The sequence below is a fragment of the Aquiflexum lacus genome (assembly GCF_015476655.1).
Lineage (GTDB): Bacteria > Bacteroidota > Bacteroidia > Cytophagales > Cyclobacteriaceae > Aquiflexum > Aquiflexum lacus.
In genome coordinates this window covers 12284-27757 of the sequence record NZ_JABFHF010000049.1, presented here as the reverse complement: position 1 = coordinate 27757, position 15474 = coordinate 12284, and the positions used below count along the sequence as shown (strand labels likewise).

19 protein-coding genes and 1 pseudogene are annotated in these 15474 nt (G+C 39.3%); 10 read left to right on the top strand and 10 right to left on the bottom strand.

All coding sequences use genetic code 11. From position 1 onward, the window contains the following. Positions 1-167: 167 nt before the first annotated feature. The gene (locus tag HMJ38_RS24585; RefSeq protein WP_194977104.1) at positions 168-857 is read right to left on the bottom strand and encodes a DoxX family membrane protein; all 690 of its coding nucleotides are present in this window, start codon (positions 855-857) and stop codon (positions 168-170) included. 282 nt (positions 858-1139) lie between these two features. Here HMJ38_RS24585 and HMJ38_RS24580 point away from each other — a divergent pair, with 282 nt between their 5' ends. After that, entirely contained in the window at positions 1140-1613 is a 474-nt protein-coding gene (locus tag HMJ38_RS24580) for a hypothetical protein (protein ID WP_194977103.1), read from the top strand. Between the two features lie 53 nt (positions 1614-1666). Continuing rightward, the gene (locus tag HMJ38_RS25445; RefSeq protein ID WP_228780258.1) at positions 1667-1873 is read left to right on the top strand and encodes a GDCCVxC domain-containing (seleno)protein; all 207 of its coding nucleotides are present in this window, start codon (positions 1667-1669) and stop codon (positions 1871-1873) included. A gap of 2 nt (positions 1874-1875) precedes the next feature. On the opposite strand, the pseudogene HMJ38_RS25830 reads toward HMJ38_RS25445, so the two are convergent. From HMJ38_RS25830 to HMJ38_RS24560, 4 genes and pseudogenes are all read right to left on the bottom strand, one after another. Further along, a pseudogene (locus tag HMJ38_RS25830) lies at positions 1876-2025 on the bottom strand (helix-turn-helix domain-containing protein); the annotation flags it as partial. A 12-nt stretch (positions 2026-2037) separates the two neighbouring features. Beyond that, positions 2038-2406, bottom strand: a complete 369-nt coding sequence (locus HMJ38_RS24570; protein WP_194977102.1) for a helix-turn-helix domain-containing protein — start codon at positions 2404-2406, stop codon at positions 2038-2040. A gap of 6 nt (positions 2407-2412) precedes the next feature. Beyond that, positions 2413-3093 (bottom strand): haloacid dehalogenase type II, encoded by a 681-nt coding sequence (locus HMJ38_RS24565; protein WP_194977101.1) that lies wholly within the window; start codon positions 3091-3093, stop codon positions 2413-2415. Between the two features lie 70 nt (positions 3094-3163). After that, positions 3164-3679, bottom strand: coding sequence for a DinB family protein (locus HMJ38_RS24560; protein WP_194977100.1), 516 nt, complete (start codon positions 3677-3679; stop codon positions 3164-3166). 312 nt (positions 3680-3991) lie between these two features. Here HMJ38_RS24560 and HMJ38_RS24555 point away from each other — a divergent pair, with 312 nt between their 5' ends. The 8 genes from HMJ38_RS24555 (at position 3992) to HMJ38_RS24520 (ending at position 11661) form a co-directional block, all read left to right on the top strand. Further along, on the top strand, positions 3992-5368 hold the full coding sequence (locus HMJ38_RS24555; RefSeq protein WP_194977099.1) for an FAD-containing oxidoreductase: 1377 nt from the start codon (positions 3992-3994) through the stop codon (positions 5366-5368). 242 nt (positions 5369-5610) lie between these two features. Continuing rightward, the gene (locus HMJ38_RS24550; RefSeq protein WP_194977098.1) at positions 5611-5892 is read left to right on the top strand and encodes a DUF427 domain-containing protein; all 282 of its coding nucleotides are present in this window, start codon (positions 5611-5613) and stop codon (positions 5890-5892) included. 83 nt (positions 5893-5975) lie between these two features. Further along, positions 5976-6140 carry a hypothetical protein gene (locus tag HMJ38_RS24545; RefSeq protein WP_194977097.1) on the top strand — a complete coding sequence of 55 codons (165 nt, stop codon included), beginning with the start codon at positions 5976-5978 and terminating at the stop codon, positions 6138-6140. Next, entirely contained in the window at positions 6130-7626 is a 1497-nt protein-coding gene (locus tag HMJ38_RS24540) for a BCCT family transporter (protein WP_194977096.1), read from the top strand. The genes HMJ38_RS24545 and HMJ38_RS24540 overlap by 11 nt, the downstream gene beginning before the upstream one ends. Further along, positions 7610-8767 (top strand): ergothioneine biosynthesis protein EgtB, encoded by a 1158-nt coding sequence (gene egtB, locus HMJ38_RS24535; RefSeq protein WP_194977095.1) that lies wholly within the window; start codon positions 7610-7612, stop codon positions 8765-8767. Before HMJ38_RS24540 ends, egtB begins: the two co-directional genes overlap by 17 nt. Before the next feature lie 6 nt (positions 8768-8773). Continuing rightward, the gene (gene egtD / locus HMJ38_RS24530) at positions 8774-9706 is read left to right on the top strand and encodes an L-histidine N(alpha)-methyltransferase (RefSeq protein ID WP_194977094.1); all 933 of its coding nucleotides are present in this window, start codon (positions 8774-8776) and stop codon (positions 9704-9706) included. 149 nt (positions 9707-9855) lie between these two features. Further along, positions 9856-10065, top strand: a complete 210-nt coding sequence (locus tag HMJ38_RS24525; RefSeq protein WP_194977093.1) for a YgaP family membrane protein — start codon at positions 9856-9858, stop codon at positions 10063-10065. Between the two features lie 186 nt (positions 10066-10251). Next, positions 10252-11661, top strand: a complete 1410-nt coding sequence (locus HMJ38_RS24520; protein WP_194977092.1) for a Gfo/Idh/MocA family protein — start codon at positions 10252-10254, stop codon at positions 11659-11661. Positions 11662-12006: 345 nt separating this feature from the next. On the opposite strand, the gene HMJ38_RS24515 is transcribed toward HMJ38_RS24520, so the two are convergent. The 5 genes from HMJ38_RS24515 to HMJ38_RS24495 are packed head-to-tail and all read right to left on the bottom strand — an operon-like array spanning position 12007 to position 15465. After that, complete coding sequence (locus tag HMJ38_RS24515; protein ID WP_194977091.1) at positions 12007-12465, bottom strand: DUF4268 domain-containing protein; 459 nt, start codon at positions 12463-12465, stop codon at positions 12007-12009. Then, positions 12465-13328, bottom strand: a complete 864-nt coding sequence (locus HMJ38_RS24510; RefSeq protein ID WP_194977090.1) for a ChaN family lipoprotein — start codon at positions 13326-13328, stop codon at positions 12465-12467. The genes HMJ38_RS24515 and HMJ38_RS24510 overlap by 1 nt, the downstream gene beginning before the upstream one ends. Continuing rightward, positions 13321-13686 carry a dihydroneopterin aldolase gene (gene folB, locus HMJ38_RS24505; protein ID WP_194977089.1) on the bottom strand — a complete coding sequence of 122 codons (366 nt, stop codon included), beginning with the start codon at positions 13684-13686 and terminating at the stop codon, positions 13321-13323. The genes HMJ38_RS24510 and folB overlap by 8 nt, the downstream gene beginning before the upstream one ends. Then, positions 13686-14552, bottom strand: a complete 867-nt coding sequence (locus tag HMJ38_RS24500) for a DivIVA domain-containing protein (RefSeq protein ID WP_194977088.1) — start codon at positions 14550-14552, stop codon at positions 13686-13688. The genes folB and HMJ38_RS24500 overlap by 1 nt, the downstream gene beginning before the upstream one ends. Before the next feature lie 4 nt (positions 14553-14556). Next, complete coding sequence (locus tag HMJ38_RS24495) at positions 14557-15465, bottom strand: WD40 repeat domain-containing protein (protein ID WP_194977087.1); 909 nt, start codon at positions 15463-15465, stop codon at positions 14557-14559. Positions 15466-15474: the final 9 nt, after the last annotated feature.

Genomic DNA, 15474 nt, shown 5'->3' with positions numbered 1-15474 from the left:
TTCAATTCTATTACAGGACTTTGCCTTGTCACCTCGACGTCAGGAGAGGTCTGCATCCCGCCTTGATGTCATTTCCCTTTCTGTAACCCCAATTTTCATTACTCGGAATAACGGATCAATAGACATCATCTTCTTTTCTTTCTCCTAGATTTTAAAGACTCCGTACGCTACAACTTCGTTTCAGCCAATTTGGTGCTTGCCCTAAAACCCAATATAAAAGCAACAATCAAACAAACCAATCCAAAACCTACCAAAAACATTTCTGTTCCCAAGGGTAATTTTAGTCCTCTTGTCATTCCAAAAAACAGGAGTCCACAACTATATCCAGCACCATATACTATTTTTTCAGTAACACTTAATTCCACTGATTTTGATCCGGAATCTTCTTTTTGAGAAAGAACCGGGACAGGATCAAAAAACAACACCCTTAATTTTTCCCATTCCCAAAAGCAAAGCCAAAAACAGCCCAATACCATCATGAAAGCCAAATAGGCCGTATTGCCAAACCCTACCCCAATAGTAATGAACAGAATATTCAACATAATCCCGGTGAAAAGGATACTCCCAAGAGCCAATGTCCTGTTGAACATCACCAGAATGCCTGCAAAGACCTGCATTGCCCCAAGAAACTGCCAATACACTCCTGTAGCAAGCAGCATGTCAAAAAAGACACCCACAGGATTTGAACTTCCCAAATTTGAAAAAGGCAAACCGAAAAGCTTCACTAAACCCGTAGGAATAAACCCTATGGATAATAGAAACCTCAGGCCAAGTGTCCCCCTGTGCAACCAGGGATTTTGTCTTGCTCTTCGAGAAAAAGAAAGAAGCCAGCTATCAGGTTTAGATACTTCGTTCATTTTTTTATAAAATAAAATCTGCCTTTGTTCTTGATACAATGATTAATTAAATGTTACAATATCACTATTTTTTATTTTCAAAATTGAATTGGGAGTAAGGGATTCTCTTATTGTATGACCTCAAATCCTGTAATTTAATGGAAAAGAAAAAAAATAGACTGATATTTAAGTTTAAATTTAACCGATATAGATAAAACCAAAATCTGGTTCCTCGAAAACTTTTCCTCCAAAGTAGGGCTGGCTTATTGGGCATCAGCCTTAAAGCATTTTAAAATCAACCTTATGAATTTTATTTTAAAAACATTTCTGATTTCGGCAATTCTCTTGGGCTTGTCTTATCAATTTACAATTGCCCAGGCTTCAACTTCACCTGGCACAGGTGTTTTTAGTTTATCAAATGGTAATGAACTCCGTTTGGTTCAAGCCCCTACAGGTTTCTATGTAGCTGGTAATATGATCAATTCCAAGAGAAAAATACTGGCCCAATTTGAAGGGAATTATGATGCTGCTTCACGAAAACTTGAGGGGAACCTAATCCATTGTAACGGAGTGGAAGAGGAATTACTTTGGTATTTCAGTAGAAATACGGATGATAGGGCAGAAGTTTATCTAGGGCCAGCAGGTAAGGATACCAAAGCGGTAGCATCCCGTATTCAGGGCAATCCAAATCTTGAATTTCCCTGTAAGATATCAAGACGAAAGGTGAAAAAAATAATCAAGAAAGATAGCCAATACCAACCGGAAGCAGGTTCTTAAAAGGAAAATGTTTAAACAGATTTCAAAATCTTACCAATAGTACAAAGTCAACCATGGAAATTATACTGAACTCAATCATCACCTGCCCAAATTGCAGCTTTCAAAAAAAAGAAGAGATGCCGGTTGATGCCTGCCAATTTTTCTATGAATGCGAAAATTGCCATACTGTTCTTAAGCCTCAAAATAAAGACTGCTGTGTGTTTTGCAGCTACGGTTCAGTAAAATGTCCTCCTGTACAACAATCAAATTCCTGTTGCTGATTTTACACTGTTTGGCCGAGTGATGGATTTTTTGCCCTGAATTCCTGTGGGTATATTCCTGTCATTTTCTTGAAAAATTTACTGAACTGCGCATAGTCCTCATAGCCCAAATCATATCCGATGGATTTGATGGGGTTTTCAGTGTAGATAAGTAATCTTTTGGCTTAAACAGTAATTCTCTCATGGATAACTTGTAGTGGTGATTGCTTACTGACTTTGGTGAAGATATTTGCAATGGTTTTTGGTGATTTATGCATGAGGTCTGCATAATCGCCTACGGTTTTCCTGCTCTTGAAATGTTCTTCTACCAGACTGTTGAATAGCCTGACTATATCCAACTCTTCAGTTTTGGAATTTTCTTTCAGTAATTGTTTCCGTGCCAATCTGGTGGCCCTGATAATAAAGCGTTTCAATAAAATCCTCAGCATTTCTTCCTGATTGTTGTCGGATATTTTGAATTCTTTTTGGAGCACTTCTATTAAATTGCCCAAACTTTCTTTTGTGCATTGATTGAAAAAAGGATTGTTACCCATCAGATATTAAAATAAACCATTAATTTTTTCTGCTGCTTCTATGACCGTATCTGCTATAATCAAAGGTTTCCTTTCCAATGGATACCAAATCATTCCCGGTCTGGCAATAAAACAACCTTGCAATCCAACCCTTTGAGCTCCGGTGACATCCCAGGCATGGCAAGCAATCATCATGGCATCGGAAGCTGGTATATCCATCTGCCGGAGGACTTTCAGGTATGTTAGACCGTGAGGTTTATAATGCCTGACACTTTCCACACTGAAGACCTGTTCAAAATAAGACTCCAAGCCCGAAAACTTCAATTGTTCCTTTGCCACCTCCATAGTTCCATTGGTCAGGGCGACCAGTCTAAATCCCGACTCTTGTAACATTTGAAGGCCCTCGATGACATCAGTATGAGGCGGTAATTTTCTTATCCAACTGAGGATATCCGTAATTTCATCATGTGTTATGGGGATATGATGTTTTTCAGCCAACATTTGAAGAGCGGCCTTTCCAATTGTACCAAAATCCAGAAAATGTTCTGTGGTGGTTTCAATCAGGGAATATTGAAGCATTTGTAAAAACCAAGAATCAAAAACATGGTCGTTTTGAAAAGCATTGTTGATAGTTGTTTTAAGTGGACTTAAGTCCAAAAGCGTTTCATTGACATCAAAAATTAAAAGTTGGGGTTTATTGATCTTCATAAGTTTTAATATTTTTATTTTTGGTCTATCCTATTTTTAGTACAACTCCATTTATATGTTTTAATGCGGATTACCATCCTACATAGGGAGGAGATTTGACACCTGCCATCCTAAGGTAAACTATACATTGGCCCCGGTGGTGAACCTGATGGTCACGTAGCAGGTAAAAAATATTCTCTTTGCTCATCTCCAGCCTGCGGAACTCGATGGACACATTCAGATCATTTTTAGAAATTTCCGCAATCAGCTTCCCTACATAATCGTTTGCATTTCCTAGGATTTCCATGATCTGATCCTTGTTCAGGATTTCTGCTTGACTCCTGTCATAGAAAGTTTTGGATTCGCCGGAAATCAAACTGGTGAGAAAACTGATATTATCCACGATATGGAGTAACTGTCCTCCAAAAGTCATGGCATCTCCTTCCGGTTTGAATCCATAATTTTCTTCAGGCATTGCTTTGGCAACAGCTAGTGTATAATCAGATGCTCTTTCCCAAACTTGAGGATATTGGGAAGTAAAGAAGTTTTGGGCTTTCAGAGGAACGGAATGAAATAAAATCAGAAGGAACAATATTGTGATTTTCATTTATTAGGATCAGGTTTATGAACCTACAAGTTAATAAAGTTTGTAATCGAATTTATCTTATCATTGTTGAATGACTCAATTTTTCATTAAGAGCTATAATTTGAATTTCATCAAAATAATAGCTTATAGTCATTTTTGACTTCTTTATACATATCCAAATCTTTGTCAGTCTTCCGACATTTGGTTTAAATGTTTTGAGCTAGTTTTAACTTTTAATGGAGTGCTAATCATTTAATCCCTGATAGTTTTAGACTGTTCAAGGGAAAATTTGTAATTTAAGATTTACTATTGAGCATTTTTTTACTAAAGGATATGACCATGAAATTTGATGCGATTGTAATAGGTTCGGGGCAGGCAGGAACGCCATTGGTTTTTAAGCTTGCAAGTGAAGGGATGAAAGTGGCCTTTATTGAAAAAGAACACCTTGGTGGCACTTGCCTGAATGATGGTTGCACACCTACCAAAGCTTATGTAGCCAGCGCCAGAAGGATGTATGATGCCCTCAACGGAGAGGTCTTGGGTGTTTTTATTCCAAATGGGGTTAAAGTAAACCTTCTAAAAGTCAAAGAACGAAAAGATAAGCTTATCCAAAAATCAGTAGACGGCATAGCCAAGGGGGTAGATAGCGAAGAAAAGATTTCTTTTTTCAAAGGTGAGGCCAAGTTTACAGGCACAAAGTCCATCACTGTTAATGGCGATCAACTGGAATCAGATCAGATTTTCATCAACGTTGGGGCAAGACCACTTATTCCTGAACCTTTCCAAGGGTTGGATTATCTGACCAATCAGAGCATTTTGGAACTGGATATCCTGCCCGAACATTTGGCTATAATCGGTGGGAGTTATATAGGACTTGAATTCGGACAGATGTTCCGGAGATTTGGCAGTCAGGTGACCATCGTGGAAAAGGCAGACAGGATTATTTCGAGAGAGGATGAAGATGTCTCAGCTGAAATCCAAAAAGTAATGGAAAGAGAAGGGGTGGAATTTCGATTAGGAGCCGAATGCATTGGGGCACAAAAGAATGAAGATGGTTCCTATAATGTCAAGGTGGATTGTAAAAATGGAGAACCGGAATTTACCGCAAGCCATGTGCTCTTGGCAGCTGGTAGGATACCCAACACTGACTTATTAAATCTTGAGGCTACAGGGGTTGAGGTGGATAAAAAAGGGTATATTAGAGTTAATGATGAATTGGAAACAAATATTCCAGGGATTTATGCCTTAGGAGACTGTAATGGTAAAGGTGCATTTACCCATACAGCCTACAATGATTTTGAGATAGTCTCAGCCAACCTTTTTGAAAATGGAAAGAGAAAAGTTTCTGACCGTATCCTGACCTATGGTCTGTTTGTTGACCCACCATTGGGAAGGGCAGGCATCAATCTGCAGGAGGCCAAAGAGAAAGGACTGAATGTCTTGGTAGGGTATAAAGAAATGAAAGAAGTCTCCAGGGCAAAAGAAAAAGGAGAGACCAATGGCTTTATGAGGGTGATAGTGGATGCGGATTCCAACAAAATCCTTGGTGCGACTGTTCTAGGTGTGGGCGGGGATGAAATCATCAGCGGGATTTTGAATGTCATGTATGCTGATGTACCCTATACGGTCATTCGGGATTCGGTACAGGTACATCCGACCGTCTCGGAACTGATTCCGACATTATTGGAAGGCTTGGAAAAGCAAGGGTGAAAGATGACCCCTCATTCAGAGTGATCAAAATTAGCATTTACAGAAAGGAAATGACATTGAAGCGGGCTGCAGACCTCTCCTGACGTCGAGGTGACAAGGCAAGGTTCTTTCTAGTCTTCAATGCTATTTGTAGTTCTTAACCATCAACTTCAAAATCTGTCAACGGTACAAGGTGAAGATTCACTTTCTCTGTCACAAATAATTAATTAAACAAATTATACATAAGCAAACCAAATCAAAAAATGAAAGCAATCTGGAATAATACCGTCATCGCAGAAAGTGAAAAAACCATTCAGGTAGAAGGAAATCATTATTTTCCTGCAGATACTATTAAAAGAGAATTTTTCAAACCCTCTGATACCCATACCACCTGTCCATGGAAAGGCGTGGCATCTTATTATTCGATTGAGGTCAATGGGGAAACCAATAAGGATGCGGCTTGGTACTACCCGGAAACCAAACCCGCGGCCAGGGAAATCAAAGACCATGTTGCTTTCTGGAAAGGGGTCAAAGTGGAGCGATAAGCTCTTTAAAGCAAAATTTCTTTGTTAATAAGTATGATTCTTTAATATTGTAGTTCATTTATGTACGTAGTAATTCATGTAAAATGGTAAATCAATATAATTCTTGGGAAGGAACTGAAATGTCCCGTATATCCGACATCGGACTTCGGACTTCCCTGCCTACCGGACAGGCAGTCAACCTGTTTGTAGCAGAATATTGGGGTACTGGCCAAGAAGCGAATAACCATTCTGTAGATAATGTTTTTTAATAAGGCAATCGATACACAAAAATTAACCTTCATCCTATCATTGGTTTTTTGCCTTTTATTCTTAATAACTGTCGTCACTTTTCCTGAACTATTTAAAATAAAATTAAGCGAATGGACAGCGTCCAGCATGGGGGTTTTTGGCGGGTTTTACTTATGGTTAGGTTTTTTGGCAGTTGTGCTGTTGTTGATTTTAGCGTTTTCGCCTATAGGAAATAAAAGGCTTGGTAATGAAAAACAGGAATATGGCTGGTTTTCTTGGATTGCCATGTTGTATAGTACCGGAATGGGCGGAGGATTGCTGTTGAGGGCAGTGCAGGAACCGGTTTATTATTTTTCCAATCCCCCGAGAATATCGGTTTTTAGTGATAGCGAGTTTGCACTTCAATACACATTTTTTCATTGGGGGCTGACTCCTTGGGCCTTTTATGGGCTTTTTGGACTGATCATCAGCTACAATCTCTATATAAGCAAGAAAAGTATTCTGGGTTCAGCTTTTTTGGGGAAAAAATTTGAAAATACGATCTGGGTTTCCACAGTTGACCTTTTGATCATTATCTGTACGCTTTTAGGAGTTGTGGCAAGTGTTGGTTTGGGAAGCAGGCAGCTTTTAAGTGCCTTGATTTATTGGACAGAATGGGATCAATTGGCTTCGGGAAATGCAATCTTCATTGTCTTGTTGGTATGTTTTTTAGCTACTTTTTCAGCCTTCATTGGCGTGAATAGGGGGATCCGGGTGCTTTCTAATCTCAACATAGGAATGGCTTCAATCCTGCTTTTGTTTACCTGGCTTATAGGAAGTGAATGGTCTGTAATCGAAAATCTTTTCAAGTTCTTGGGAGCATACCTTTGGGAATTCGTCCCTATGAGTCTGAATTTAAAAAGCCATCAGGTTTCCAATGATTTTTTGATAGACTGGACATATTTTTATTGGGCTTTTTGGTTGGCCTGGGCACCATTTACCGGGGTGTTTATAGCAAGAATTTCAAAGGGCAGGACCATCCGCCAATTTATCATTGGTGTGATTTTTGTTCCTTCGTTTGGGACATTTCTATGGTTTTCTGTTTTTGGGGGGAATGCATTTTGGCTTTTGGAATCAGGTAAGGCCGCATTGGAAGATTTTGGATCTATCTACAGCAGTTTATTTAATTTCTTGGAAACTTTCCCTTTTTCTACCTTGAGCAATACAGTGGCATCTATATTGGTATTTACCTTTTTGATCACCTCTGTAGATTCAGCCATCTTTGTACTCAGTATGTTTTCTGACAATGGAAAAACGGAACCGAATAAGCGATTCAGGTTGTTTTGGGGAGTGGCCATAGCATTGTTCGCTATGGCAGTCATTTGGATTGGTAAAGATAGTTTATTAGAATCAGTCAGTCAGTTGATGATTTTATTCGCGCTTCCTTTCAGTTTTTTGTTTACAGGAATGATCTTGTACTTTATTTATCAGTTAAATTTTAAAAAAACGTATGAACAGAAATCATAAACTTACAGCGCTTTTCTTAAAATGTAGAAATCTCACGGAGGCGATCTGCGCACCTTTGGAAGTGGAGGATTATATTCCTCAACCTATCGTGGATGTTTCTCCTCCCAAGTGGCATTTGGGACATACAACGTGGTTTTTTGAAGCATTTGTCTTGCAACAGTTTTTTGAAGGTTATAAAATCTTTCACGAGGATTTTGCTTATCTATTTAACAGCTACTACAATAATGCAGGAGAAAGGGTTCTCAGGCCAAACCGAGGGCTAATGAGCCGCCCACCCGTCAGAAAAGTGATGGATTACAGGAAATATGTGACTGATTCCATGGTGGAATTTTTGTCCAAGAATCAGGAAGAAAAAACTTTGGATATCATCGAACTCGGCATCAATCACGAGCAGCAACATCAGGAATTGTTAGTCTATGATGTCAAATATATTTTGGGAAATCAACCTACTTTTCCGGTTTATGGTGAAGGGTTTGATCTTAAAAAGGAGAACGGATTAAATGGATTTGTAAAAAGAACTGAGGGATTGTACAGTATCGGAGCAGATAGTAAAAGTTTTTGTTATGACAATGAACTCTCGCAACATCAGGTCTATTTGAGAGATTATGAGATTTCGAAATCCCTTGTTACCAATGGGGAATACCTGGAATTTATCCAGTCAGGGGCTTACAGTGATTTTAATTTATGGCTTGCTGAGGGTTGGGATTTTATCAATAAGGAAGATATAAAAGCTCCGCTTTATTGGCATCAGATCAATGGAGAATGGTGGAACTATACCTTCAAAGGTCTCCAGAAATTAGATGTGAATGCACCTGTTCAGCATGTGAGTTTTTATGAGGCTTTGGCGTTTGCAGAGTGGAAGGGTATGAGACTGCCGACCGAGTTTGAATGGGAGGCGGCTGCGGATGATTTTGAATGGGGGCAATTATGGGAATGGACTTACAGTGCCTATCAGCCGTATCCGGGTTTTGCAAAAGCACCGGGGGCATTGGGTGAATACAACGGAAAATTTATGATCAATCAAAATGTTCTTCGTGGAGCCTCTGTGGCTACTCCTCAAGACCATAGCAGAATTACTTACCGGAATTTTTTCCATGCCGCCTCGAGATGGCTTTTTTCAGGAATCAGATTAGCTAAATAAGAAACAATGGGAAGTGACAGTTTTATCAATGATGTGATTTGGGGATTGAGTGATCCACAGAAACATTTACCATCCAAATATTTCTATGACGAAAAAGGATCAAGGATTTTCCAGGAAATCATGCAAATGGAGGAGTATTATCTTCCAAAATGTGAAATGGAAATCCTAAATAAGCAATCCCAAAAGATAGCAATGGAAATCAACCATGACGAATTTGATATCATTGAATTGGGGGCCGGAGATGGGACCAAGACCTTAATATTCTTAGAAGCTGTGATGAATATTGGAAAAAAAATCACATATATTCCTATGGACATTTCCGAAGAAATTTTGAAGGTCAACAGACAGCATATTTTGGAAAGACTTCCTGACTTGTCTGTAGAGGTATTGCCAGGAGATTATTTCAGTACTATTAGAGCAATTGAGTCCAGACCAAAACCAAGATTGGTGATGTTTATGGGTAGCAATATTGGCAATTTTCCGGGTGAAAAAGCAATTGAATTTATACGTTTTGTCAATGACTATTTGAATCCGGGAGATTATTTTCTGATGGGCGTGGACTTGAAGAAAAATCCTCATGTGATTAGGGCTGCTTACAATGACAAAAAAGGCATCACGAAGAAATTCAATCTCAACTTATTGGAAAGGATCAACAGAGAATTGCAAGGTGATTTCAACCTTAAGGCTTTTGAGCACTATGGGGTATACAATCCTTTGGATGGAGCTGCCCTGAGTTTTTTGGTCAGTATGGAAGAGCAGGATGTGCATATTGCCGATCATACTTTCCACTTCGACCAATATGAAACCATCCACACCGAAGTCTCCCAGAAGTATAGCTTAAAGGACTTGGATCAATTGGCAATCAAAACCGGATTTTCCTGGGACAGACATTTTACGGATAGAATGGGGTTTTATTCTTTGAGTTTGTTTAGGAAGTGAAATGGAACTTTTGTCACATTGATTCTCCCTCAAGTTGATTAACTTTCTTGAAATGAAAGCCGCTTTGAAATTACTGACCGTCTGTCTGATCTGTCTAACTATCATTGTTGGTTTGGTATTTCTATTTCAACCATAAACACACTCGTAATATGAAAAAGAACATGGGAAATGCGGACAGAATTATCCGTACCCTTATTGCTGTTTTAGCAGCTTATTTATACTTTTCTGGTATAGTTCCTGGTACACTTGGAATAGTACTAGTTGTTGTAGCTGCTGTATTTCTGTTGACCTCTTTGGTTAGTTTTTGCCCCTTATATAGCCTTGTTGGCTTAAACACCTGTCCTGCAAAAAAAGCCTAGGGATTAAAGTAAACCCAAGTCAAAGCTCATCGATGAACCATTTCATTGATGAGCTTTTTGTTTTTTATCTAAAAGGCATTGACCAAAAAAGAATTAAGGGTAAATTCAAGCTTCATTTAACCAAATCCCTAGATTGAATCTTTTTTCAATCTAAAATCTTAAATCTTAAATCTACAATTTAACCCCATGAGCAATAACCGTAGAGATTTTCTCAAACTTGCCGGACTTGGCCTTGTAGGCGTAACAGTGCCTCAATTCTCCAAAGCTGAATCCCCAGAACAATTATTTCAACTCAGTCAAAAAAGCCATAGTCAGCTATTTAACATGAGTGGCTATGCCGCGCCTAAACTGAGTACAGTCCGGGTGGGCATAATAGGTTTGGGTCAAAGAGGTCCGGGTGCAGTGGACCGCTTGAGTAAAATCGAAGGAGTAGAAATCAAAGCCCTTTGTGACTTGATTCCGGATAGAGTGGACAAGATGAAAGTTAAACTTCAGGGTACCAATCATCAGCCCGAAGGTTACTCAGGCTCAGTTTATGCCTGGAAAAAATTGCTGGACAGAAATGACCTGGACCTGATTTACATCACAACACCTTGGGATTGGCATACCCCAATGGCAGTTTATGCCATGGAGGCAGGAAAACATGCTGCCGTGGAAGTGCCTGCTGCCAAGACTTTGGAAGAATGCTGGCAATTGGTTGAAACCTCCGAGCGGACCAAGAAGCATTGTATGATGTTGGAGAATTGTTGCTACGACTTTTTTGAACTGATGACATTGAGTATGAAGCGGGATGGGTTCTTTGGGGAGATTATCCATACCGAAGGAGCTTATATCCATGATTTGTTGTGGTTGAACTTTATGAAAGAAAGTGAAGGTGGCTATCAAGGGATGTGGAGACTGAAAGAAAACTATAGGGATGGAAACCTTTATGCCACACATGGACTTGGACCTGTCTGTCAGATTATGGATATCAATAGAGGTGACCAAATGGATTACCTGACATCACTTTCCAGTGCAGATTTCCACATGGCAGATAAAGCCAGAGAATTGGCTGAAAAGGACAATTATTTTGCTCCATTTGCGGAAAAACAATTCGGGGGGAATATGAATACGACCATCGTCAAAACCAAAAAAGGCAGATCCATTATGATCCAGCATGATGTGACTTCACCTAGACCTTATTCAAGATTACACACAGTCAGTGGTACGGAGGGATATGCACAGAAATACCCTAATCCAAAAGTGGCCAAAGGTCACAGTTGGATGAAAGAGGAAGAAATGAAAGCTTTGGAAGAAAAATATACACCCGAAATCGTAACGAAGGTAGGTGAACTTGCCAAACAGATCGGTGGACATGGAGGAATGGATTTCATGATGGATTGGAGATTGATCGATTGTTTGCGCAATGGACTTCCTTTGGATCAGGATGTCTACGATGCAGCACTTTGGTCAGCAGTTTCACCCTTGAGTGAGTGGTCCGTTGCCCATAGGTCCAATTCCATAGATGTTCCGGACTTTACAGGTGGGAGCTGGAAAAACAACAAACCTGTTGAGATTACATTGAAGGGTGGGGGAACTACGAAAGTTATTGTTTAACAGTCTGAAGACTGCTAGGGTTATGGTCCAAGACCAAGTCTTTAACCAGATGACCTTTTACATTGAAGGGTGGGGGAACGACCAAGGTGATTGTGTAAGTCTTGACCTTTGAGGTTTTTTTCAAACCTCGAAGGTCTTGAGTGTAAGATTTTACTTCATTTTTTGACCGGATTTACTGGAAATTAAAACCTTCGAGGTCAAAAAAAGACCTCAAAGGTTGCGAGTCCGACCTTTGAGGTTTTTTTTCAAAACCTCGAAGGTCTTATAGGTAAGAGGTCATTTATTGTTTTTGACCAGATTTACTGGAAATTAAAACCTTCGAGGTCCGAAAAAGACCTGAAAGGTTCACAGATCTTCAAACCCCGGCTTGATATTCGCCCAAAAGGCATCCAAGGCAATGATTCTTGGTTTTAAAAATGAAATGATATCCGGCCAGTCGTTTTTGTCCATGACATTCAGATTGGGTCTGACTTTTTGGATTCGGGAGATTTTGTTGCCGAATTCGTCAGGGTCGTGCATTTTCCATTCCCAGGATTCTTTCAATTCATTTTCGAGCAATTTTTTGAATTCCAAAAATTGTTCAAAATAGAGTTGCTGCAATTCTTCATCATGATGGGCGATTTCTATTCCTATTGAAGCAAAGTCCCTTTCGGCCTTCATCCTGAAATAAATGTCCCGAACACCGGTTTTGTAATTCTGCCAACTGACCCTATACCCGCTTGCTGAAGGAACAGGCTTCATATATTGGCCAAAGGTAGTCCAAAATTCTTTTCGGATTTTTGTAGTTTCAGCACGGGAATACATCAGTAGCTTTTAGGACTATCTGATGGCAATACAATAATGAAGTCAGCAGTTCCTTTTGTCTTTTCTTCCAAGGTGTGGATATTTTCCTGTTCAACTGTGTTGATCGTCATAATCCGGGTCTTTGGATTGTGCTTTTTGAGATACCAAAGAATGCCTTCATAATTATTGGAATGGTAGGAACCGTTGATGTGAAGGATGTTTTTACCTTGGCCTAAATGGTCAAACAATGAAAAAGCCATTGTCGCATCTTTGACCGCTTGGGCTTCCACCATAAAATCTGTATTCATCCCCGAACCATGCATCATGTCTTTCATGGCGACATACCCCGGCAGTGATTTGTCCACTTCGATGGGTAGGGGGGCAATATACTTTTTTGCTTCCTCAGTTAGACTGTCCAAAGCTGCAATTCCCTGTCTGCTGACCAATGAGGCATATTTCCTTGGAATATTTGATCCGATAAAAGGGATACTGTTCTTTTTAGCGTACAACATCAAAGGCTTGTAGTCGGTCATGTAATTGTTCCAAAGCTTAGATTCCGTTTCAAAGGTTTTGTCAGTCATTTTCCCTGCAAACCATTCCTCAATATTGAGTTGGTCATCCCTTTCAAAAAACTCACCTGCCAAAATCACGTCTTTGGCATTTTCATGTAATTGTTTGAGCATCTGTAATTGAAGCCAATGAGCGATGCTGTTGTTATGTAGTTCACCAAAGAAAATGACCTCATGTTGCCCGGCAATCTGCACTATGGATTCAAACTTAGCCTCATTTCCATCTGAATTAAATATTTTGAAAGCTTCGGTTTGTGCAACAAGATTTGTTGCGCCAAATGATACTAGTAGGTATATAAGTAGCCTTTTAATCATAGTCTTCGGGGTATTTTACTGTCACGACTGAATAGTTGACCACTCCGCCCAATGCAGGGTTATGTTTTTTGATAATTATGGTGATTTGTATGGATTCTGGATAGACCTTCAAAATATCCTTGATCATCAGGTGGGCCAAATGTTCTAGTAGTTTGACAGGTTCCTGCATATGGGATTTGGCAATTCTGTAAATTTTGCCATAATCCACAGTGGATTTGAGATCATCCTCCAGCATGGCTTTTCTAAAATCTGTTTCCACATGGATATCTACTGTAAACCTATTTCCAAGTTTATTTTCTTCTTTGAAAACCCCGTGATATGCGTGGAATTCAATTCCTTCCAGAGATACTTTCCCCATTAATCTAACTGGTCAAAAAATGAACCGCCTTTACTTGATTTGCCTTTTGGTTCTTCCATTGGCTCTTCGGAGTCATTCTCAATTTCAACTTTTCCTTCACTTCTTTCTTCATCGTCCTCTCTTGAAGCCTCAATTTCTGTTTCATCCAAATCAACCTCATTTTCTTCGATGTCTTTTTCTGAACTAATTTCGGAATCTATGTGGTTTTCAACTTCCTGATTTTCAACCTCAATGGTTTTGCTGACCATTTCTTCTTGTTTTTGGTATTCTAGAATATTAACCATACTAAAAGCATTTGCCTTGGAAAGTTCTTCAACCAAATTGGTATGTGCCTGTATATTTACTTTTTTGATTGATTCTTCCGAAACAGAGATGGTATCGTCGATTCCTTCAGAGAGGGATTTAAGATTCTTGATAAGAAGATCCCTTTGTTTCAAAAGCGTTTCAAAACCAGAGACTAAGGACTTTACTTCACTTTTAAGGCTATCCATGATTTCTCTTCCCTTTGCTTCTGCAGACTCTACCAGGTTTTTGGACTGATTTTGGGCTTCATTCAGCATACTGCCTGCGTTTTGATGGGCCTCGTTCATAATATCCTCAGCAGCAATATTGGCTTCTTCAATAATCGAAGCCCCTGTGTCTTCTGCAGTTTTCAGTGTTCGGAACAAAGACTCTTCAACCTGTTTTAATTTGTTTGCTTCTTTTTCAGTGCTTTCCAGTCTTTTTTCCAAGTCTGCTTTTTCAGCCATAATTTTTTCCCACTCCCCTGCAAGTACATTCAAAAATGCGGTAACCTCATCCTTGTCGTATCCCCTGAAGTTTTTCTCAAAAGTTTTTTCGCTGATTTCTTTAGAAGTAATTTTCATATTTTTAAATTTCTATATTCCAAATGGAAATTTTTCGGTCATCACTGATTGAAATGATATTTTGATTGAAACTGCTCCAAATCACTTTGTTGATGGAAGTGCCATGTCCAGCATACCTTGCTTTGTCAATTACTTTTAGCAGTTTGTGAGATTTGGAATCCCAAACTTTAATGGATTTGTCCATACTACAAGTTACAAAAAATTGGCCATCCTCCCGGAAAGCCAAGTAATTAATTGCGTACATATGTGCAACTATGGATTCTTGCAAGGTATAGGTATTGGTGTCCCAGATTTTTAATTGGGCATCTCTGCCACCTGAAATCAAAACTTTAGAATTTGGATCAAAGGCAAGTGCGAAAACTGAATTGGTATGAGATTCAAGGTTATGGATAGGTTCATAAGTGATCAGATCAAATATTTTGACGCTATGGTCACTCAACCCGGCTGCAAGGGTACGGTTGTCGGGATTGATCGCCAATACCCTAACACTTTTGTCTGAAATTTTCAGATGTTTTTTAATCGCTCTTTTTTCAATATCCACCACAATGATTAAACCATCTCCTGTTCCCACAAACATATCATTTCCTGCTATTTTGATATCGAAGATGGATTGGTTGGTCAAATTGATAGACCAAAGTTCATTTCTGCTTTCCAGATCTATAACATGAATCCCTTCGAAATTATGTCCCACTATCAGAAGATTCCTCACCTTATCTACCTCAAGGGCATAAACGGAATGGTTGACTTTTGCCATCAGCTTTCCATTTTCCGGATTTTCCAAATCCCATAAGACCACCATCCCATCACCTGAGCCTGTAAAAAAATATTGCGGATCCGGGGCTTCCACCAAGGCATAAACGCAATCATTGTGGCCTGTTAAAGTATGGAGTTTATTTACTTGGATTTTTATCATATTTTGCAG